This window comes from Gluconacetobacter liquefaciens (assembly GCF_003350405.1).
Taxonomy (GTDB): domain Bacteria; phylum Pseudomonadota; class Alphaproteobacteria; order Acetobacterales; family Acetobacteraceae; genus Gluconacetobacter; species Gluconacetobacter liquefaciens.
In genome coordinates this window covers 1-18,909 of the sequence record NZ_QQAW01000007.1, presented here as the reverse complement: position 1 = coordinate 18,909, position 18,909 = coordinate 1, and the positions used below count along the sequence as shown (strand labels likewise).

Here is an 18,909-nt window from a genome sequence, read left to right as displayed (position 1 = left end):
GCACCGCCTGCACCATCCGTGGATTACGATCGCAACGACCGGAAGTTTCAACGAGGAAGACTGAATCGAGCGACCTCGCGCAGGTCTGCAGTCAATTCACGACGAGCCAGAGCGTCCGCCATCGGGCCCTGCCGCATGGGCATAAGGGCGGGATACCGCGAGATCAGCACCGGACCACCGTGAAGTCCGATTTTGACGCGGCCCCGGCGCGATGGCAACGGATTTGCGTCACCCGTCATCGCAAAGACGGCCGACGCTCCGAGCACAAGCACCAGACGCGGCCGGACAAAAGCCAGTTCCAGCCCAAGCCACCAGCGACATTGATTGATCTCGTCACTGTCAGGGGTCTGCTGTATTCGTTCCGTTCCACGCGCAGCGAATTTGAAATGCTTGACGGCATTGGTAAAATAGGTTCGCGCAGGATCGATCCCGACTTCGGCCATCAACTCGCTCAGCAGCCGGGCCGAAGGGCCGACAAAAGGGCGCCCCTCCAAATCCTCGCGATCTCCCGGCTGCTCCCCTACGACCATCAGGGAAGCATCGCTCGGCCCCCTTCCCCATACTGTCTGCGTCGCGTGCTCGCACAAGGCGCATCGGCGACAATGGAGCGCCGCGTCGCGCGCGTCTTCCAGCGTCTCGGGTAGATCTGATGGTTGCTTCATGGCACCGCGATAGCGGGTGGATACCGCGGCGGAACCCCGGCGCGATGCAAGAGTTGCCGCCTCGTGCATGCGGGTCACGCGCGCCTCCGCGTCGGCGAGCATCGACGGGATCAAGCTGGTCTCGGGCAGGTTCTTCCAGTATTTCTTCGGCATTTCGGAACGCATGGCATCGAGCTTGATCCGCGCCGGATTGAATATATTGGCAAAGTAGGTGGCCCAGAGCGCTTCGGAGGCATCTTCGGGCAGATCGGGTCGCGTGCCTGGGGGGTGAAAGCCGAGCGCGCCGGCTTCGAACCGCGCAACCAGCCGCGGGGTGGCGATCACCCAGTCCATGTCGGCAAAGCGGTTCGCAAAAAAACGGCTGCCCGGCTCCAGCGTATGATGCTCGGGCTCAAACCACGCAACGAAGCGACGACGGGGAGCGTCACCAGGCAGCTCCCGGAACCGCACGAATGCGTGCATCTTGTGAATGTCACGCCCGACCGCTTTCGCCTGCAGGTTCAAACGCCGCCCCAGCGGATCGGCTTGAGAGAGCGGAGCGCCCTGCTTGATGTCCAACCGCCACAAAGCTTCATAAAGCAGCGCGAAGCGTTCCGGCGCTGAATGCCAGATGACCGATTGGGCCAGTTTCAGAAAAGCTCCGGGCACGTTCGCAGTATGAAGCCCCTGCTGATCGGGTAGCGGCTCGCCTGCGAACAAGCCAGGGTTGCCCGTCCAGTCGATCTGCTCGGGCGCGATCCGGTGGCTAATCAGCCGACGCGCCGCAGTGCGCCAAGCGGTGAAGGCGCCGCGCTCGGGCAGATTAGGCGCGTAGTAGGTCACAGGAGGCTGAGTTGCTCGGGGGGCGACACGAAACGATCGGAGAGGCGTGAGCTGTCGGTCAAGCTCCCGGGATGCCAGCCCGGCACCGTGATGAAAGAGCGCGCCTTCTTCATCAGCGCACCGATGCGCACGAGATCTTCGTAACGCAGCGCGCCCTGACGGCGGGCAGCAATGATGCGGTCCACCGTGCGCACCCCGAAGCCCGGCACACGCAGCAGCGCCTCGCGCGGGGCGCGGTTCGCATCAAGCGGGAACAGGCCGCGATGCTGCAACGCCCAGGCCAGCTTGGGGTCAATCGCCAGGTCCAGGTGCCCCCCATGCGCACCGGTCGCGATTTCATCCGCGCTGAAGCCATAGAACCGGAGCAGCCAGTCCGCTTGGTAAAGCCGATGCTCACGCATCAAAGGCGGCTTGATCAGAGGCAACACCACCGAGGCATCGGGGATCGGGCTGAAAGCCGAATAATAGACTCGCCGCAGTCGATAGCCCGTATAGAGACGCGTGGCGCTCCTTAAGATGGTGACATCGTCAGCGCTATCGGCACCGACGATCATCTGCGTGCTCTGCCCTGCTGGTGCAAAGCGCTGGTTTCTTCGTCCGGTATGGGTTTTCTCTTTCGCCGCCTCGCCTTCCAGCCTGATCTGCGCCATAGCGCTGCGGATCATTTCGGGACGCTTCTCGGGTGCGAGTGCGCGCACACTCTCATCCCGCGGCAGTTCGACGTTGACCGAAAGCCGGTCGGCATAAAGGCCGGCCTCGCGGATTAGTTCCGGCGCCGCATCCGGGATCGTCTTGAGATGGATATAGCCCCGGAAGCCGTGCGTCTCACGCAGGGTACGCACGATACAGACCATGTCACTCATAGTCTGGTCAGGAGAGCGAATGATTCCAGAGGACAGGAACAACCCCTCGATATAGTTCCGGCGATAAAACTCCAGCGTGAGGTTCACGACCTCTTTCACCGAGAAGCGAGCACGCTCGACGTTGCTACTGACCCGATTGATGCAGTAGGCGCAATCAAAGATGCAGAAATTCGTCATCAGGATCTTCAGGAGCGAAATGCAACGCCCATCGGGCGTATAGGCGTGGCATATGCCACTGCCGCCGGACGAGCCGACGCCACCCCTACGCGAATCTCGCTTTTCGCCGCCGCTGGACGCGCACGAGGCGTCGTATTTCGCTGCGTCAGAAAGAATCGCCAGCTTGTCCTGTAGGGTCATCGATGCCATCTGCCGACGCTATATGTTCACCATATGTTCGTCAAGAGCTCCCAGTTTTTTACGCTCTCAAGCGTGGAACCGACCTGCGGAAACGGGGCCTCTCCTTAATAATAGACAGAAAATTCATCTCCAATATGCACACAGAGCTCTACCAGAACATCATTTACAATAAAGTAAAAATAAAATGTTTATATAAAACACTCTCAAAATTTATCAAAACCGCACAATAATCGGCTTCTCGTGAATGAACGTCGTATCTTGGAGATGCAATACAATTTCTGTCGCGATGTCAGTTCGTGAAACGATCCCGTTTCGCCACTCTGCCGGATGACGCAGGATTCTGGCTTTTCCACTGGCTGAACCATTCATCAGAACGCCCGGCCGCCAGATCGTCCAGTCCAGGCAACTGGCGATAATCAGTTCCTCCTGCCGGGTCTTGTCGTCATAGGCGCGTCCGAAGACCAGACGAAAAGGCAAGCGCTGGAACGGACCGAGTGCCACCGCGCTGTCGCCCGCGCCAAAGCCGGTTACTGCCGCCAGTCGGGTCACTCCAAGACGGCTCATCAAAGCAAGCAATATTTCTGTGGCTCTGGAAAACAGTTCGACGGGCCGGAACAGATCACGATTGCGTATGCCCAGCACCTGTACCACCGCATCTGCACCGGCCAATGCGCGTTCCACATCCCGCTCTATCAAAGCATCTCCGGAGTATTTCTGTAGCCTGGGATGTGCCAGTTTCATGTCATACGCGTTACGGGCAAAAGCCCTGACAGAATGGCCTTGAGCAAGCGCAATCCTGGCGACCTCGAACCCGATCCCACGCGACGCTCCCATCACCAGTACATGCATCACAAACCTCAATACAGAGTTTCGCTGACACCATCCTCTACAGGCAGGGCATGCGAAACCTGTCATTTTGGGCATGTTCATGCTGGAGACGGCCTATTTTAGACGCCCCTCAATTGTATGAAGTCGAAGAGATATCTTTTTTATCCGTCAATGGCTTTCCCAAAAATCATCTCTTCATTGAAGCAAGCGTATGGTAAAATACCATTCTAAATAATGATAGACCAATTCCATATGTACTTGACAGTACGGCATAATCGCGCCTGCCGCCGCGATTGCACGAGATCCAAATAAATAGAAGATGGATGAAGTAAAAGCCAAGCAGTCAGCCGTTATACCTATCTGTCGGCGCACAATCGAGGAAGAGGAGAAAACGCTCGGCATCTCGTTTGATTTGTGCCTGCCTTTCCCCGGCAAACCCCCGCCAAATGCTGACAACTCGTGCCATTCGAGAATTGCCTTGTAGCCGATCAGCATGGCGGCCAACAAAGTGCCAATAAAGCAGGTTGAACGGACAGGCTTTTTCTCCTTCCCTCGCCTTCACATCATAGTCACACGAGTCGCAATAGTCGCTCATGCGGTGGATATAGGCACCGCTGGCCGCATAGGGTTTGCTGGCCAGGAGACCACCGTCAGCAAACTGGCTCATACCGAGAGTGTTGGGCAGTTCGACCCATTCATATGCATCGGCATAGACCGCCAGATACCACTCATGAAGTACATGCGGGTCTATGCCAGCCAGCAGCGCGAAATTGCCCGTGATCATCAACCGCTGGATATGATGGGCGTAAGCCTCCTCACGTGTCTGGGTGACACAGGCATGGACACAATGCATGGTCGTGTCGGCATTCCAGTAGAAGTCCGGCAGGGGCCGATGTGCGTTCAGCGCGTTGCTTCGTACGTAAGAAGCCTCCCGCCACCAATAGATGCCCCGCACGAACTCCCGCCAGCCGATGATCTGGCGGATGAAGCCCTCGGCGCTGTTGAGCGGTACCCTACCAGCGCGCCATTCGGCTTCGACGGCACGGCACATTGCAAGTGGGTCTAGCAGGCCAAGATTGAGATAGACCGACGTGACCGAATGACAGAGAAAACGGTGGTCACTCAGCATTGCATCCTGATAGTGGCCAAAATCATGAAGGCCATGACGCAGGAAATGGGCGAACGCGACTTCGGCATCCGCACGGGTCACGGCAAAACCAAAGGGCTTCAGATCGCCGAAATGATCAGGGAAATAACGCGACACCAACTGCAGCACGTCGCACGTCACGGCATCAGGCTCAAAACGCAACGGTTCTGGAAGGGCGAGCGCACCCGGCGGAGGACTGCGATTGTCGCGATCGAAATTCCACTTTCCCCCGGCAGGCTGATCTCCCTCCATCAGGAGACCCGTCTTGCGTCGCATCAAGCGGTAGAAATGTTCCATCCGCAGGTCTTTGCGTTTCTCGGCCCAGGCCGCGAAACCGTGGCGATCGGCCAGAAAGCGATTGTCAGGTAGCAGTTTAGTGACAGGCCATTGCGCCATATCTTCCATCAGGCGCCATTCACCGGGTTCCGTAACTATGATTTGTGTGGCACCGTGGCGAACGATGGCGCGTGCGACCTCGTCGCGCAGGCTGCCGGATTTTGCCGGATCACCCAGTGCGACATAATCCACGCGCCATCCATCTACACGCAACTCCGCCGCAAAGTGCCGCATCGCTGCGAAAACCAAAGCGATCTTCTTCTTATGATGACGCACATAGGTCGCCTCGGCGACGACTTCGGCCATCAGCACCACATCGCATACCCGGTCGCCCGCCCGCAGGGAGGAAAGCGTCGGAGTCAGTTGGTCGCCCAGAACAAGAATGATTCCTCTCATACCAGCAAACTAGTCTGCTGTCTTCGAGAGCGGACCCTGTCTCTATGGGCAGATCAGAAACCCGCCTCAATCGCCAGACGCATCGCATCGGCGGTCGTATGAACCCCAAGCGCACGCAGCATTGCCGCACGGTGCATCTTGATCGTGCGCTCCGACAAGCCTAGCACGTAAGCGATCTGCTTGTTGAGTTGCCCGTTGGCCATCGCCAGCAGCACCGCACGCTGGCGGGGCGACAGCCGCTCGATCCTGAGCCGTGCAGCAGCAACCCTGCTTTCATCGACACCGTCGGCAATCTGCATCTGCGAGCCAAGAAAATATTGAAGACGTCCCTCGCTGTCGAAGATCGGTGCAACCATCACTGCATTGCGAAAAGCCTGTCCATTTTTCTTGTAGTTGAGAATTTCGACCATGACCGGCCGTTGCGAGCGGATACCATCGCGCAAGGCTTCCACTAGTCGAGGTTCCGATCCCTCGCCGGTCAGAAAGCGGCAATTTCGGCCCAGGACCTCCTCGCGGGTGTAACCGGTCAGAGCCTCGAACGCGGTGTTACATTCGATAATAGGATTGTCGGGCTGTCTCGGGTCGCTGATCACGGCGGCCACGGTGCTGCCAGCGATCATGTCGGAAATAGCCATCGACCGTCGCTGCTCCCTCTCGCTACCAACCTGCATCGATATTGCTCGCCAATCGACTCTACCCTTTAAGCCATATTGCCGACAACAACTCGTTGCTGGGAGATGGATACACGTCAGGCGTGACGACATCTTTCCTACCATGCCATGGAGCGGCAACCATGCATTCTGTGACTCATTTCATCTGCGACGGAACATCTACGAGGCCAAACGGCCGATGACACGTAGCCTGAGCTCTTCTCGATCAGTTGTCTCCAATGCTCCAAGACTGCAAGTGAGCATTTACCGTCGACCCGCACGGCCTCTGGAGCCTGACGAGCTATTGAGGCAGAGGCAGCGATGAAGATCGTCATCGTCGGAGCGGGCATGGCTGGCATGGCCTGCGCGCAGTCACTCGGCGAAGCCGGTCACACTGTAACACTGTTCGACAAAGGGCGGGGTGCGGGCGGCCGCATGTCGACACGGCGCATATCACTGGACGGGATGAGCCTGACCTTCGATCATGGGGCGCAATATTTCACCGCGCGCGGATCGGCGTTTCGTGAACAAGTGGTACTATGGCACAGGAAGGGCATCGTCGCCCCGTGGCCCGCCGCAGCCGACGATGCCTGGGTAGGTACACCCGGCATGAACGCACCGATCGCACACATGGCAACGCGACAAGATGTGCATTTCTCCAGCCACGTCATGGGGTTGGCGCGCGAAGGGCAGCAATGGCAGGTTCTGCTGCAAGATGGGCGTTGCCAGGGTCCTTATGACGCCGCCATTCTTGCCCTTCCCGCCGAACAGGCGGCAGCCTTTCTGGGGGCTCACGATCTTCGAATGGCGATCTACGCCACCGCCGCACGCTCTCGGCCATGCTGGACGGCGCTGGTAGCGTTTGAGGATCGGTTGCCGATCGAGACGGATGTCCTGCGCCGCGCCGGGCCGATTCCCTGGGCAGCGCGCGACAGTGCAAAACCATGCCGTAGCGGCGCCATCGAAACATGGGTCGTGCAGGCAGGCGCGGAATGGTCCACCCGGCACCTGGAGGCCGAGCCACAAGAGGTCGCCGGGGAATTGGCCACATGGCTAGCGGACCAGACTGGCAGCGCCCCCGTACCTCACCGGACCTATCTGGCAGCCCATCGCTGGCGCTATGCGATGACGCGCCCCTCCTCGCACGGCGCGCTGTGGAATGGCGATCTGTCGCTGGGGGCGTGTGGCGACTGGCTTCTGGGGCCACGGATCGAACTGGCGTGGCAGTCAGGCGTCATGCTGGCAGAGAGGGTTCTCGCCTGAAAAGCCCCTCACCGGCAAACAACATCCCCCATGATGCCCGCTTCGGATGCACGGCCACCCATCGCTCCATTCCGTGATGAGATGAGATCAAAAAAGGAAAGAGACATCATGGATCTTGAGGAAAAAAAACATTCGAAACTCGTCATCCTGCGCGCCACCGAAAAGACGCTTCTCGATCGCTCCGAAGCCTGCAGGCTGCTAGGGATCGAACGCGGGACAATGCGTGCGCTCACCCTGACCGGTTGCGGTGTCGCGTCGCTGAAAGTGCGGAACGTGACACTCTATCGGCGAGAGGATGTCCTCGCTCTGCGTGCGCGCTGGCTGGCCACCGTCGATGTCGATGAACGCGGCCGTACGACCCGACACCTGCAACGGGACGGCGACAAGAATTCCGCAGGAGTGGACCCGCTCATGATGCTGCTTGCACATCGGGCGGTGGTCCATAAACTTGTGCTTCTGCTCTTCTGGAGCATGATCCTTTTCGGCGGAGCACTCTGCCTACTCCTCTATTGAACGGCCAGCCAAAGGGGGCCGGTACGGCACTCGAGCGCGCACAGCAGGGCAGGATATGCATGCCAGCCCTCTCCCGCCCGTGCCCCCCATGCCGCGACTCACCAAGTAATCAGCGGCGTCTTGTGTAGCCACGTACTGGAAACGAGTTGCTGCACGACGAAATCGGCGACATCGGCGCGTGCGATCGTTCCGCCATATACACCGGATAGATCGGTCAGCGCGCGGACGCGACCATGGGCAGGTTTGTCGTTCAGCACTGTCGGCCGGACGATCGTCCAGTCCAGCGCGCTGGCCCGGATCACATCTTCCTGACGGTTTTTGTCTGCATAGACGAGGCGCAGCATCAGCGGCAGGAACAGCCGGTCGAAAAAGAAGCCGCCATGCCCCCGGCTGTCGCCGGCCCCCAGGCCGGTGATACAGACCAGCCGGCGGACATTCTGCGCGTTCATGACACCCACGAGCGCCCGCGTTGCCCTGGACAGCATCGTGACCTTCTGGAACGGGCTCAAGCCCGTGCCCAATGCACTGATGACGGCGTCACACCCCGCGATGGCCCGGGTCAATACGGCCCCATCGCGCGCATCGCCCTCGAAAATCTGCACACCAGTGAGGATGGCGGTCCTGGCTCTGGAACGAGCAAGCACCACGACATCATGCCCTTCCGCCAGAGCCCGACTGACGATTAGGCGGCCGGTGGCGCCCGTGGCGCCCAGTACCAGAATTTTCATGTCATGCTCCCGATAGGTCTGCATTGGGCAACGCCGCGCCGCTCAACTGCCGGTAAAGGAATTCACTCATGGCATTCACGGCATGCTCTGCCGTGAGAAAACGGCCGAGGGAAGACTGGAAGACATGCGGCATGCGCTCCCATATCGCCAGCGTGACATCCACGCCTGCCGTTCGCGCCCACGCGGCATAGCGCGTGGAATCGTCGAGCAGGATCTCGTCGTCACCGACATCGATGCGGATCGGTGGCAGGCCTTCAAGCCGTCCGTAAAGCGGCGACGCTTCAGGATCGGCGGCGTCCCGACCCTGAAGGTACAGTGCAGCGAACGCCTCAAGCATGTCCCGCATGAAGATCGGATCTGCCTCGGCTCGGGTTTCCATGCTGGCGCCGGTCAGCGCCAGATCGGTCCAGGGCGACATCACCGCCGCTCCAACGGGCGGGGGTAAGCCCTTGCCCTTTGCCGTCGTCAGGATCGACAGCAGTGCCAGCGTCAGGCCGCCGCCCGCCGAATCACCCGCAACGGCGATCTGCCCGCCCCCCTCGGCCACAAGCCCGCGATAGGCCGCAAGCACATCGTCAATCGCGGCCGGGAACGGATGTTCGGGGGCGAGCCGGTAATCGGGGATAAACATCTCGACGCCGACGCGCGCGGCAATCTGGCCGGCAAAGTTGGTAAAGGCTCCCGCCGAGCCGAGCACATAGCCACCGCCATGGATGTAAAGCAGACGCGCATCCGGGCGTGCCCCGTCTGGCCGGAGCCGAACACCCGGAATACCGCCAATCGTCGCGTCCTCTACCCGTCCCCCCGCTACAGGAGGGACGGCGCCAAGCATCGCGTCGAACATCGGTCGCGCCTCCGGGCCGAGACTGTGCCCCTTATGCGCTGACGTGGCCTGCCGCATCGCGGCAACCGCAGCCACGTCCTGGGGGAGAAGAGGATTGATGCTCGTCATGAATCGTTTCCCTGACCGATGCGGGTTGCGGATGGTCAGCCGTTCGCCCACCGGGCGGCGGCATCCCGCGCGAACGCGGCATAGGAACGCGGCGCGCGACCGAGCAGCGTCGTCAGGCGCGCGATATCATCCGCCGTCGCGACCGCGCCGTCGCTCTGGTAGCGGGCGAACATCAGGCGCAGGTCAAGGGCGTGCCAGGCAGGCATCATGGTCTTCATGCGCTGCTCCATGATCGCGAGATCGTCGCCGCCGTAGCGAATGGCGCGGCCCAGCGCCTCGCTCCAGATGGCGGCGATGCCGTCGCCGGTCAGGCCGTCCGGACCGACCAGCGCATAGGTCTCGCGACCGAGCGGCCACGGTGCCTGCTCACGGCGCACCAGTTCGATGGCCGCCGCGTCCCCGATATCGCGAATATCGACCATCGAGACCCCCTTAGCACCGATCGGTGCGCCATAAGCGCCGAACGTCAATAATGGGTCCTTCATGCGAAGGTCATTCTGGATGAAGTAGGACGGCCGCAGGACGGTGGCGGGCAGGTCGAGTGCTGCGATCATCCGCTCGACCGTTTCCTTGCCGGCGAAATGCGGGACGTCGGCATAGGCGTCGCCCTTGAACACCGACAGATAGACGATGCCTTTGACACCTGCCTCCCGCGCGACCGCAAGCGCCAGCATGGCCTGGGTGAGTTCGTCGGCCACGTTCGGGGCCAGCAGGAACAATGTGCTGACACCCTGCAAAGCCACGCGCAGGGAATCCGGATCGGCCAGATCGCCACGGATCGCTGCCACGCCAGCGGGCAACTGCGCTTTGTCGGGCAAGCGCGTCAGCGCACGGACATCCACATCGCGATCCTGAAGATGGGCGAGAACCTGGGAGCCGATGGTTCCGGTACTGCCCGTCACGAGAATGGTCATTTTGAAAACCCTCACGATTTCCGCGACAGAGAGCCTGTCACGACGGCAAAGATAGGCGTTTCGTTTTTGCCGAGGAGATGCCAATATCGAGACTAGGCGTCTCGATATTGGAACGACGGAATGGATCTGCAGGCATTGGCCGATTTCAACGTCGTCGCCACCTGCGGCAGCTTCAGCCGCGCTGCCCGCCGTTCCGGTCGATCCAAAGCCACGCTGTCTCGCCGGGTCGCGGAACTCGAGCAGAGCCTCGGCGTCAGGCTTCTCGACCGTGGCGCGCAGAGCCTGCGCATGACGGAAGAAGGGCGCGCGCTTCACGAACACACCCATGGGCTCCTGTCCGAAATCGCGGAAGCCGGGGAGGCCGTCGTACTGGGCGCCGCCACGCCAAGAGGCAGACTGCGGGTCAGTGCGCCGGTGGTCTTCACCCATGTCGCGCTTCCAGGAATCGCCGCCCGTTTCGCGCGCGCCTATCCCGAGGTACAGCTCGAAATCGTCGCCGAGGATCGGAAGGTCGATCTGGTCGAGGACGGCTACGACCTCGTAATCCGGATCGACCCTTCGCCAGACGAATGCCTCGTCGGTCGATGCTTTCTCACGGACGAGCGGCTGATCGTACCCCCCCGGGACATGCCGAAGCCCTTGCCGAAGGCAGGCCACGACGAGGTGACAGTGAATGCAGTCTCGCTGAACACGGCCACGCCGGGCGCCACATGGCGGATGGAATCAGCGGGGAAAAATGCACAAATCCTTCGGCCGGAGGGCAATCTTCGCCTCTCCTCCCTTCTGATGGTGCGCGAGGCCGTACTGGCGGGCGCAGGTGCTGCAACGCTACCACGGCTTCTTGTCGCCGCAGATATCGAGGCAGGGCGCCTCGCCTGCTGGGGCATCCACGCCGGCCCACCGGTTGAAATCTGGGCCCTCCAGAACTCACGCCGACTGACGGGCACGAGGGTACGCGCCTTTCTGGACGTTATCGAAAAATCATTTCCAGATAAATTATTTCTTCCATCGATATGACCATTCCGACCACCCGTCGGCAGGGCATTCCCCGCCCCGTGAGTCCGTTCGCTTCACCGCAGCAAGAGAACGCGGCAGGCGGCGAATGCCGCACCAGCCGCGATGCCGGTGACCAGCATGCCCCAGGTGAGATCGGCGACGGTGACCATCACCGGCCACACACGCAATGTCGCCTGATTGGTCAGGTCGTAGGTCGCATACGCCACCAGTCCCAATCCCGCACCGCGCCATAGGGCCTGGCCGGGCGTCGCCGCGGGCATGACGGCGAACACCACGATTCCGGCAATATAGAGCAGGTAAAACAGCAACGCCGGAGCTAGCCGAACGGTCTCGGCCAACAGCCCCTGCAACGCGGGCTTGTACAGGCGACTGCTCATGATCCGCAACCATACGGCATCGAGACCCAGAAACACGATAGCGGTAAAAATATATGTCGCCACAATCGTTTTCATTATTTTATCCCCTCAGCTCATAGAGCCCGACATCGATGCAGCCAGCAGAAAATCCGGCTTCGCAATATGCAAGGTAGTATTCCCACATGCGCCGGAAGCGCGCGTCGAACCCCATGGCTGTCAGATGTGGCCCGGCTGCCAGGAAACGGGCCCGCCAGTCAGCCAGCGTGCGGGCATAACTGGCGCCGAAATGGCGCACACGTCCGGGCTCGAGCCCGGCACGGCGGGCCTGGGCGAAAATCGCGGCCTTGGTCGGCAGCATGCCGCCAGGAAAGATATGGCGCTGAATGAAATCGGGCGTGCGGCGATAGTCACCATATCGCTCGGCGGCGATGGTAATGATCTGCAGCACGGCGCGGCCACCTGGTTTCAAGCGCGCGCAGCGTACTAAAATAGGTCGGCCAATAAACCTCCCCCACGGCTTCAAGCATTTCTATCGAAACGATGCGGTCATACAGGCCGGTCTCATCGCGATAGTCGCGCAGGGCAAAAGAAATCATGCCGTCGGCGAAGAGCCGCGCGTGGTCCAACTGCGCCGGTGAAAGCGTAATGCCCGTTACGCGCCCCCCTTCAGCACCCAGGCGCCGTGCCAACGCCCCCCAGCCGCAGCCGATGTCCAGCACATTTGCGCCACCCCGCACATCCAGCCAATCCGTGACGAGGTCCAGCTTGCGAGCCTGCGCGGTCTCGAGCGTGTCCTCCGGTGCGGCGTAAAGCGCGGAGGAATAGAGCATTGAGGCATCCAGCCACGCCGCATAGAACGCATTGCCGAGATCATAATGCGCCAGGATGTTGCGCCGCGACCCGGAACGGCTGTTCGCATTCGCGGCGTGACGCCAACGGGCGATCACCCGCCTGGGCCCGGCCAGCGGGGCTGATGGGGGCGCCGGGGTGAAATTCAGCGCCAGCAGGGTCAGCAGGGCGGGCAGGTTCGGGCTGCTCCACACGCCGGCGATATAGCCTTCATGCAGCCCCGCGGCCCCATGCATTAGCAGCGTCAGGGTCCTGCGGGGCTGATGCACGTCCAGCACGGCATCCGGTCCGGGCAATGGGCCCTGCTGCTCCAGACATACGCCGCCTGGCAGCCGACACACCAGCCGGCCGTGACGCAATCTTCCCAGCATACGCCGTAAAAGCGCGGCGAGAAGCGGATTGGCGATTGCGGGGCCAGCCGCCCGGATACGCAAGCGGTCGCTCATGCCGACATCCCCGGCACCGCTTCGCCGATTGTGACCGACATGGCGGGGGCGGGCGACCTGCGGCGCACGCCGTAGCCCTTCCGCCATATTAGCAGTGCCTCCCAGTGGATGGCGGCGAGAACCTTGATTCCCAGCAGAGGATGACACAACGCCGTACGCAGCAGCGTGGCGCCCGTCAGCGGACGCCGAGGGCCGGCCAGTGTGGCGCGCAGCACCGTGCCCTGGTCGTCCTCCACGGCGATATGCAACCCCACTGCGCTGCCCGGCAGGGTCAGGGTGAAGCGGTAGCGCAGCGCCATGTCCATGAATGGCGAGACGTAAAAATGCTTCTCGGCGGTCTGGCGCAGCGGCATGGCAGCACCGGGGGCAACCGGGCAGAGATAGCCATGGCGCTGACCGAACGTGTTGTGGACTTCATACAGCACCGCGCGCAGTTCCCCTGCAGCATCGTGGCAGAGGAACAGGCTGAGCGGATTGAAGCCCAGCCCGAGAAAGCGCGGCATGGTCATTAACGTGATCCGCGCGCCCGCATCGGCCAGCCCGGCCTCAGCCAGACATGCCCGTACCCATTGGTTGGGTGCCGCCATACCGTCGCCGTGGTCACGCTCATACAGGCTGAACAGATTGAAGCGATTGAGGGAAAACCAGGCGACCCGAGGCGGGGAATCGAGGTCAAGGAGCAGATAGGGTAGTCGGTAGGCCAACGCATGGTGTCGCGGGCGGGTTCGCGTATGCGTCACCCGGACGGCATACAGCGCGTTCATGCCGGCGTCCTTGCCGGAATGCGTCCGGCTTCGTTCGCGACCGACCAGGGGCGACGCACCCCACCCAGGGCTTCCGCCACGGCCAGTCCGGCCTGCAACCCGTCCTCGTGGAATCCCGCTCCCCACCAGGCGCCACAGAACCAGGTGCGACAGGTTCCCTGCACCGACCATAATCGGGACTGAGCGCGCAGGGCCGCGCCGTCGAACACCGGATGGGCGACATGCCACCGCGACACGACGTCATCCAACGCTCGCCCGGGATTCAGCGTCACGAACCAGTCGGGCGCGGTGGGCAGGTGTTGCAGCCGGTTCATCCAATACGTAACCGCCGCCTCATTCCCGACGCCGGTATAGTTCCATGCCGCCCAAGCAGCGCAGCGACGCGGCATCACAGCCGGGTCGCCATGCAACACCACCTCGTTGGGCGTGGTTCGAAAAGCACCGATGATGTCGCGCTCCGATTGCGACGGATCGGCCAGCAGCGCGAAGGCCTGATCGGCATGACAGGCCAGCACCACCTGGTCGAACCGCCATTGACCGGCATCGCTCGTAACCTCCACGCCCGCGTTATCGCGGCGTATGGTCCGCACAGCCTCCCCCTTGCGGACCTGGCCTGAAAAAGCCGTACGCAGCCGCGCCACATAGGCGCGCGAACCACCACGCACGGTGCGCCAGAGCGGCCGCCCGGCCAACTTCAGCAAGCCGTGATTTTCGCAAAACCGGATGAAGGCGGCGGCGGGCAGCCCCCCCGCCTGGCCTGGCGGGCACGACCAGATGGACGCAATCATCGGATAAAGGTGATCCTGCAGAAACGCAGCGCCATATCCGCCCGCCTGCAGATACGCATCCAGGCTGATCTCGCCCAGACTTTCCGCATCCAGTGGCGCACGACGGTAGAACCGGGCGATATCCGCCAACATGGACCAAAAATGCGGACGCAGCACATTGCCGGGCTGGGCAAACACTCCGCGGAAGCCAGAGCCCGCATATTCCAGGCTGCCGCCACGCAGCGACACGGAGAACGACATCTCGGTTGCGTCCGTCTCCACGCCCAGATGCGCAAACAGCGCTGTCAGGTTTGGATAAGCTGGCTGGTTATAGACGATAAAACCCGTATCCACCGGGGCGCCACCGGCCTCCACCGTGCGGCTGTGGCCGCCTAGACGCGGTTCGGTCTCGAAAAGCGTCACCTCATGACGCTGACCGAGCAGCCACGCACAGGACAGGCCTGTTATTCCAGCCCCCACGACGGCAATACGCTGCCGCTCCGCAATCTGCTTCATGCCGCCTTCCTTGCCTTTCTCTCATCAATACGGTTCCGGCAAGTTTTTGGATCACCGGTGATCCACGTAGCGTACGCATGCGTATAACTGGTCGTGTATGGACATGATCAACTTCCCGCCCTCCCGGCAGCATGCCGGGGCCTTGTGCCATCGGTGACGGCGTTGGACGCCCCGGTACCGGATGGGGCCGACCTGTCCGCGCTGATCGCCCGCGTGGCGGCTTCCCGCGACCGCACCGCTTATGCGGCGCTGTTCAAATATTTCGCTCCGCGCGTGAAGGCCTATCTGCGCCGCGCCGGCATGGAGGGCGCGGAAGCCGAGGAAGCGACACAGGACGTCATGCTGATTGTTTGGCGCAAGGCCGACCGCTTCGACCCAGCCCGCGCGGGCGCGACAACATGGGTGTTTGCCATCGCACGCAATGTGCGTATCGACCACCTGCGCCGCCGGAATAGCGGCGCTGCATCCACGATGCCGGAACTGGACACCGAAGAGCATGCTCCTTCCGCCGAAACGCTCATGCTGGCCGATGAGCGCGAGGAGAGGATACGGATGGCACTGGACGGCCTGACAGACGAGCAGCGCGAGATCGTGCGGCTGTCCTTCTTTTCGGAAACGCCTCACGCCGCGATTTCCAGCGCGCTCGCCTTGCCTCTGGGTACCGTGAAGTCGCGTATTCGCCTCGCGATGGTGAAGCTTCGCGCCGCGATAGGGAACGATTCATGATCCGCCACCACCCTACGCTGGAAACATTGCTGGCCCATGCCGCCGGCACGCTTGCAGATGGTCCCGCCGTGGTGGTGGAGGCTCATGCGCAAGGCTGCCCGCAATGTCGCGCCACACTGGACGCGCTTGACGCCACGGGCGGCCAGTTACTCGGCGAACTGTCCCCGGCGCCCCTCGAGCCCGCGACCTTCGAGCGCGTACTGGCCCGGCTGGATGTCTCGCCGGCGGTGCGACCTTCCCCTCCCCGCCAGGCAAGTCTCGCCTTGCCGCAGGGCACCCGGCTGCCCGCCGCATTACGCAACGCCCAGATCGGCCGCTGGTTTTGGGTTGCCCCAGGCGTGCGTTACAGCAGGGTACGCCTGCCTTGGGCTCCAGCGCAGAACCTCATGCTGCTGCGTGTAGGCGGCGGCCGGAGGGTGCCACATCACTCCCATGGCGGCATGGAACTGACTCAGGTGCTCTGGGGCGGGTTTCGCGACGGCGATGATCGGTACGGCCCCGGCGACCTCGGTGAAGCGGACGAGACCACCGCCCACCAGCCGTTAGCCGATCCTGAAGGCTGCATCTGCCTGGCGTCGCTGGAGGGCGGGCTCCGCCTGCCCTGGCTGACGCGACTGCTAGGGAAATAGGCCGCTATGCTGCCACCGCCTTCGCATCATGCCGGATCTTCCCGATCGCAGCATCCCCACCACCCGTTCCGAAGGACTGCCGCATGAGCATCGCCGTTACCATGGCCGGCGCCGCCGAACGCCTGCGCGTACCCGACCCGTTGCTGCGACTGGGGATTAACAGTCTCGTGGCACGTACCCGGCGCAATCTTGCCCACGCGCCGCAAGAGACCGGTGCCTTCGCGGCCAGCATGGCGGATGACCCCATCGCCCTGCATACCGCCGACGCCAACCGCCAACATTACGAACTCCCCCCGGAATTTTTCGGGCTCGTTCTCGGACCGAAGCGTAAATACTCATGCAGCCTCTACCCCACCGGGCGAGAAAGCCTGGAGGAGGCCGAGGAACATGCGTTGGAAGAAACCGCCGCACATGCCGGCCTGGCTGACGGCCAGGACATCCTGGAACTGGGCTGTGGCTGGGGCTCGCTCAGCCTGTTCATGGCCGCCCGCTTTCCCGCCTCGCGCATCACCGCGGTCTCCAACGCTGGCGCTCAGCGCGGCCATATCGAAGCCCGCGCCCGGACCCTGGGACTCGGCAATCTGCGGGTCATTACCGCCGACATGAACGATTTCGTCCCGGATGGCAGATATGACCGCGTCGTATCAGTCGAGATGTTCGAACATATGGCCAATTGGCGCGGCCTGTTGCGCCGGATACGCGGCTGGCTCAAGCCGGAGGGGCGGCTGTTCCTGCATGTGTTCGCCCATGCCCATACCCCTTATCGGTTCGACCACGCCAATCAGGCGGACTGGATCGCCCGGCATTTCTTTACCGGCGGCATCATGCCCAACCATGCCCTGGCATCGTCATTTCCAGATCTGTTCACACTGGAGCGCGACTGGCGATGGTCAGGCACGCATTATGCACGTACGGCGCGGGCATGGCTGGGCAATTACGACCGTCACGCCGAGCAGATCCGCCCACTGCTGGCGGACGTTTACGGGCCAGAGGCGATGGTATGGACGCGACGCTGGCGGCTGTTCTTCCTCGCCACCGAGGCACTGTTCGGTCATGGCGGCGGCAAGCCATGGGGGGTGAGCCACTATCTGCTCGCGCCGACCCCATGATCCTGTGTCTCTATGCCGGGCTTGGCGTGAGCCTGGCCATGGTTCTGGCGTGGCTCGCGCAGCGCGCCGCAGGCAATGCCGGGTGGGTGGATGTGGCCTGGACATTCTCAACCGGCATTGCGCTAGCATGCGTGGCCTGCGCAGCGCCGGGAGCCTCATGGCGGCATGCCTTGCTGGCTGGCTTGCTTCTGATGTGGGCCGGGCGACTGGGCGGACATATCGCATATCGCGTGGCCACCGGCCCGGAAGATACCCGCTATGCACAGATGCGAACCGCCGCCGGGCCGCGCTTCCAGCGCCAGATACTACGGCTCGTCGCCGGACAAGGTCCGGTGAGTGGGCTGCTGGCCGTTTCCGTTTATCTCGCCGCCGCACGACCCGACCCGGATTTGCGCGTTTCTGACATCGCCGGCGCGATCCTGCTAGTCGCCGCACTGGCAGGCGAAGCCCTTGCCGACCGCCAGTTAACCGCTTGGCGTACGAAACCAGAAAACCATGAACAGATCTGCGAGGTCGGCCTATGGTCGCTCTGTCGGCATCCAAATTATCTGTTCGAGGCAGTAAGCTGGACTGCCTATCCACTGATCGCCGTGGAACCTGGGCGACCATTGACATGGCTTTCCTTCACCGCACCTTTACTGATGTTCCTGGTATTACGCTACGTTACCGGAGTGCCGCCTTTGGAAGCCGCAATGCGTGAAAAGAGAGGAGAGAAATACACCACCTATCAGGCAAGGACCAACGCCATGTGGCCTGGTTGGCCCAGATAATATGAATCGTCCATTTTACGCGTAATGCGCACCGATACAGTCTTCGGAGCTCCTAAAATTCTTTTTTCTGAAATTTTTTCGACGCCTGCAACAACTCAATTCTCCAGAGAACCGTCTCTATCAATACAATATTTGTATTTGCAGGGTATAAGTAAATTGCAACACCTAAAACTGGCGGTCCGGGCTATAAGCCTCTCTATCTCCCCTGGCGGCCAGCATAATTAACGCCCGTGTTCCGAAATTAATCATCGCGTGAAAAATGTAATATGACGAAGCACACCAATTTGTATCGCAACTGGTTGCGGGATAACGGCCCCAATTTGAACCTGCGAAATCAAGCCATTGATTTTATTTTTGATTTATTCTCTACCCAACATGCATACAAAGCAAAACTCAAATAAAACATTGATTTCATGACATTTTTATGTGTTTCATGGTTGCGGGGGCAGGATTTGAACCTGCGGCCTTCAGGTTATGAGCCTGACGAGCTACCGGGCTGCTCCACCCCGCGGTGGTGTAGGTAGACTGG

Annotated in this window: 20 protein-coding genes and 1 tRNA gene; 7 read left to right on the top strand and 14 right to left on the bottom strand. The window is 61.5% G+C overall.

The window, feature by feature from the left end:
• Positions 1-47 precede the first annotated feature (47 nt).
• From C7453_RS12580 to C7453_RS12560, 5 genes are all read right to left on the bottom strand, one after another.
• A complete protein-coding gene (locus C7453_RS12580; RefSeq protein WP_114727901.1) occupies positions 48-1,484 on the bottom strand; it encodes a UdgX family uracil-DNA binding protein in 1,437 nt (478 codons plus the stop codon).
• Positions 1,481-2,713, bottom strand: a complete 1,233-nt coding sequence (locus tag C7453_RS12575) for a putative DNA modification/repair radical SAM protein (RefSeq protein ID WP_114727900.1) — start codon at positions 2,711-2,713, stop codon at positions 1,481-1,483. The genes C7453_RS12580 and C7453_RS12575 overlap by 4 nt, the downstream gene beginning before the upstream one ends.
• A gap of 204 nt (positions 2,714-2,917) precedes the next feature.
• Positions 2,918-3,553, bottom strand: a complete 636-nt coding sequence (locus C7453_RS12570; RefSeq protein WP_114727899.1) for an NAD(P)-dependent oxidoreductase — start codon at positions 3,551-3,553, stop codon at positions 2,918-2,920.
• Positions 3,554-3,875: 322 nt separating this feature from the next.
• Positions 3,876-5,411, bottom strand: a complete 1,536-nt coding sequence (locus C7453_RS12565) for a cryptochrome/photolyase family protein (protein WP_114727898.1) — start codon at positions 5,409-5,411, stop codon at positions 3,876-3,878.
• A 53-nt stretch (positions 5,412-5,464) separates the two neighbouring features.
• Entirely contained in the window at positions 5,465-6,046 is a 582-nt protein-coding gene (locus C7453_RS12560; protein ID WP_174787991.1) for a PAS domain-containing protein, read from the bottom strand.
• 336 nt (positions 6,047-6,382) lie between these two features.
• Between C7453_RS12560 and C7453_RS12555 the strand changes: the two genes are divergently transcribed.
• Positions 6,383-7,324, top strand: coding sequence for an NAD(P)/FAD-dependent oxidoreductase (locus tag C7453_RS12555; protein WP_114727897.1), 942 nt, complete (start codon positions 6,383-6,385; stop codon positions 7,322-7,324).
• A 108-nt stretch (positions 7,325-7,432) separates the two neighbouring features.
• Positions 7,433-7,837 carry a hypothetical protein gene (locus C7453_RS12550; RefSeq protein WP_114727896.1) on the top strand — a complete coding sequence of 135 codons (405 nt, stop codon included), beginning with the start codon at positions 7,433-7,435 and terminating at the stop codon, positions 7,835-7,837.
• Between the two features lie 98 nt (positions 7,838-7,935).
• Here C7453_RS12550 and C7453_RS12545 read toward each other — a convergent pair whose 3' ends face one another.
• Genes C7453_RS12545 through C7453_RS12535 form a run of 3 tightly spaced genes read right to left on the bottom strand, consistent with a single transcriptional unit; the run spans position 7,936 to position 10,431 of the window.
• Positions 7,936-8,565, bottom strand: coding sequence for an NAD(P)-dependent oxidoreductase (locus C7453_RS12545; protein ID WP_114727895.1), 630 nt, complete (start codon positions 8,563-8,565; stop codon positions 7,936-7,938).
• Between the two features lies 1 nt (position 8,566).
• The gene (locus C7453_RS12540; RefSeq protein WP_114728041.1) at positions 8,567-9,517 is read right to left on the bottom strand and encodes an alpha/beta hydrolase; all 951 of its coding nucleotides are present in this window, start codon (positions 9,515-9,517) and stop codon (positions 8,567-8,569) included.
• Positions 9,518-9,552: 35 nt separating this feature from the next.
• Positions 9,553-10,431 (bottom strand): NmrA/HSCARG family protein, encoded by an 879-nt coding sequence (locus C7453_RS12535; protein ID WP_114727894.1) that lies wholly within the window; start codon positions 10,429-10,431, stop codon positions 9,553-9,555.
• A gap of 120 nt (positions 10,432-10,551) precedes the next feature.
• Here C7453_RS12535 and C7453_RS12530 point away from each other — a divergent pair, with 120 nt between their 5' ends.
• The gene (locus tag C7453_RS12530; RefSeq protein ID WP_114727893.1) at positions 10,552-11,448 is read left to right on the top strand and encodes a LysR family transcriptional regulator; all 897 of its coding nucleotides are present in this window, start codon (positions 10,552-10,554) and stop codon (positions 11,446-11,448) included.
• Positions 11,449-11,501: 53 nt separating this feature from the next.
• Here C7453_RS12530 and C7453_RS12525 read toward each other — a convergent pair whose 3' ends face one another.
• Genes C7453_RS12525 through C7453_RS12510 form a run of 5 tightly spaced genes read right to left on the bottom strand, consistent with a single transcriptional unit; the run spans position 11,502 to position 15,146 of the window.
• Positions 11,502-11,900, bottom strand: coding sequence for a DUF2177 family protein (locus C7453_RS12525; RefSeq protein WP_114727892.1), 399 nt, complete (start codon positions 11,898-11,900; stop codon positions 11,502-11,504).
• A gap of 4 nt (positions 11,901-11,904) precedes the next feature.
• Positions 11,905-12,252 (bottom strand): class I SAM-dependent methyltransferase, encoded by a 348-nt coding sequence (locus C7453_RS19665; RefSeq protein ID WP_255318208.1) that lies wholly within the window; start codon positions 12,250-12,252, stop codon positions 11,905-11,907.
• A complete protein-coding gene (locus C7453_RS19660; protein ID WP_255318209.1) occupies positions 12,212-13,099 on the bottom strand; it encodes an SAM-dependent methyltransferase in 888 nt (295 codons plus the stop codon). The genes C7453_RS19665 and C7453_RS19660 overlap by 41 nt, the downstream gene beginning before the upstream one ends.
• On the bottom strand, positions 13,096-13,863 hold the full coding sequence (locus C7453_RS12515) for a DUF1365 domain-containing protein (protein WP_114727891.1): 768 nt from the start codon (positions 13,861-13,863) through the stop codon (positions 13,096-13,098). Before C7453_RS12515 ends, C7453_RS19660 begins: the two co-directional genes overlap by 4 nt.
• The gene (locus tag C7453_RS12510; protein WP_114727890.1) at positions 13,860-15,146 is read right to left on the bottom strand and encodes an NAD(P)/FAD-dependent oxidoreductase; all 1,287 of its coding nucleotides are present in this window, start codon (positions 15,144-15,146) and stop codon (positions 13,860-13,862) included. The genes C7453_RS12515 and C7453_RS12510 overlap by 4 nt, the downstream gene beginning before the upstream one ends.
• Positions 15,147-15,308: 162 nt before the next feature.
• Between C7453_RS12510 and C7453_RS12505 the strand changes: the two genes are divergently transcribed.
• The 4 genes from C7453_RS12505 (at position 15,309) to C7453_RS12490 (ending at position 18,380) form a co-directional block, all read left to right on the top strand.
• A complete protein-coding gene (locus C7453_RS12505) occupies positions 15,309-15,872 on the top strand; it encodes a sigma-70 family RNA polymerase sigma factor (protein ID WP_114728040.1) in 564 nt (187 codons plus the stop codon).
• A complete protein-coding gene (locus C7453_RS12500) occupies positions 15,869-16,501 on the top strand; it encodes a ChrR family anti-sigma-E factor (RefSeq protein ID WP_114727889.1) in 633 nt (210 codons plus the stop codon). The genes C7453_RS12505 and C7453_RS12500 overlap by 4 nt, the downstream gene beginning before the upstream one ends.
• Positions 16,502-16,584: 83 nt before the next feature.
• The gene (locus C7453_RS12495) at positions 16,585-17,610 is read left to right on the top strand and encodes an SAM-dependent methyltransferase (RefSeq protein ID WP_114727888.1); all 1,026 of its coding nucleotides are present in this window, start codon (positions 16,585-16,587) and stop codon (positions 17,608-17,610) included.
• Positions 17,607-18,380, top strand: coding sequence for a DUF1295 domain-containing protein (locus tag C7453_RS12490; protein ID WP_114727887.1), 774 nt, complete (start codon positions 17,607-17,609; stop codon positions 18,378-18,380). The genes C7453_RS12495 and C7453_RS12490 overlap by 4 nt, the downstream gene beginning before the upstream one ends.
• A 434-nt stretch (positions 18,381-18,814) precedes the next feature.
• Here C7453_RS12490 and C7453_RS12485 read toward each other — a convergent pair.
• A tRNA-Met gene (locus C7453_RS12485) sits at positions 18,815-18,891 on the bottom strand.
• Positions 18,892-18,909: the final 18 nt, after the last annotated feature.

What these genes read in the sequence shown, in the direction of transcription:
- C7453_RS12575 (WP_114727900.1), bottom strand. Translation starts at nt 2,713, where the DNA reads ATGGCATCGATGACCCTACAGGACAAGCTGGCGATTCTTTCTGACGCA.
- C7453_RS12570 (WP_114727899.1), bottom strand. Translation starts at nt 3,553, where the DNA reads ATGCATGTACTGGTGATGGGAGCGTCGCGTGGGATCGGGTTCGAGGTC.
- C7453_RS12565 (WP_114727898.1), bottom strand. Translation starts at nt 5,411, where the DNA reads ATGAGAGGAATCATTCTTGTTCTGGGCGACCAACTGACTCCGACGCTT.
- C7453_RS12560 (WP_174787991.1), bottom strand. Translation starts at nt 6,046, where the DNA reads ATGGCTATTTCCGACATGATCGCTGGCAGCACCGTGGCCGCCGTGATC.
- C7453_RS12555 (WP_114727897.1), top strand. Translation starts at nt 6,383, where the DNA reads ATGAAGATCGTCATCGTCGGAGCGGGCATGGCTGGCATGGCCTGCGCG.
- C7453_RS12550 (WP_114727896.1), top strand. Translation starts at nt 7,433, where the DNA reads ATGGATCTTGAGGAAAAAAAACATTCGAAACTCGTCATCCTGCGCGCC.
- C7453_RS12545 (WP_114727895.1), bottom strand. Translation starts at nt 8,565, where the DNA reads ATGAAAATTCTGGTACTGGGCGCCACGGGCGCCACCGGCCGCCTAATC.
- C7453_RS12540 (WP_114728041.1), bottom strand. Translation starts at nt 9,517, where the DNA reads ATGACGAGCATCAATCCTCTTCTCCCCCAGGACGTGGCTGCGGTTGCC.
- C7453_RS12535 (WP_114727894.1), bottom strand. Translation starts at nt 10,431, where the DNA reads ATGACCATTCTCGTGACGGGCAGTACCGGAACCATCGGCTCCCAGGTT.
- C7453_RS12530 (WP_114727893.1), top strand. Translation starts at nt 10,552, where the DNA reads ATGGATCTGCAGGCATTGGCCGATTTCAACGTCGTCGCCACCTGCGGC.
- C7453_RS12525 (WP_114727892.1), bottom strand. Translation starts at nt 11,900, where the DNA reads ATGAAAACGATTGTGGCGACATATATTTTTACCGCTATCGTGTTTCTG.
- C7453_RS19660 (WP_255318209.1), bottom strand. Translation starts at nt 13,099, where the DNA reads ATGAGCGACCGCTTGCGTATCCGGGCGGCTGGCCCCGCAATCGCCAAT.
- C7453_RS12515 (WP_114727891.1), bottom strand. Translation starts at nt 13,863, where the DNA reads ATGAACGCGCTGTATGCCGTCCGGGTGACGCATACGCGAACCCGCCCG.
- C7453_RS12510 (WP_114727890.1), bottom strand. Translation starts at nt 15,146, where the DNA reads ATGAAGCAGATTGCGGAGCGGCAGCGTATTGCCGTCGTGGGGGCTGGA.
- C7453_RS12500 (WP_114727889.1), top strand. Translation starts at nt 15,869, where the DNA reads ATGATCCGCCACCACCCTACGCTGGAAACATTGCTGGCCCATGCCGCC.
- C7453_RS12495 (WP_114727888.1), top strand. Translation starts at nt 16,585, where the DNA reads ATGAGCATCGCCGTTACCATGGCCGGCGCCGCCGAACGCCTGCGCGTA.
- C7453_RS12490 (WP_114727887.1), top strand. Translation starts at nt 17,607, where the DNA reads ATGATCCTGTGTCTCTATGCCGGGCTTGGCGTGAGCCTGGCCATGGTT.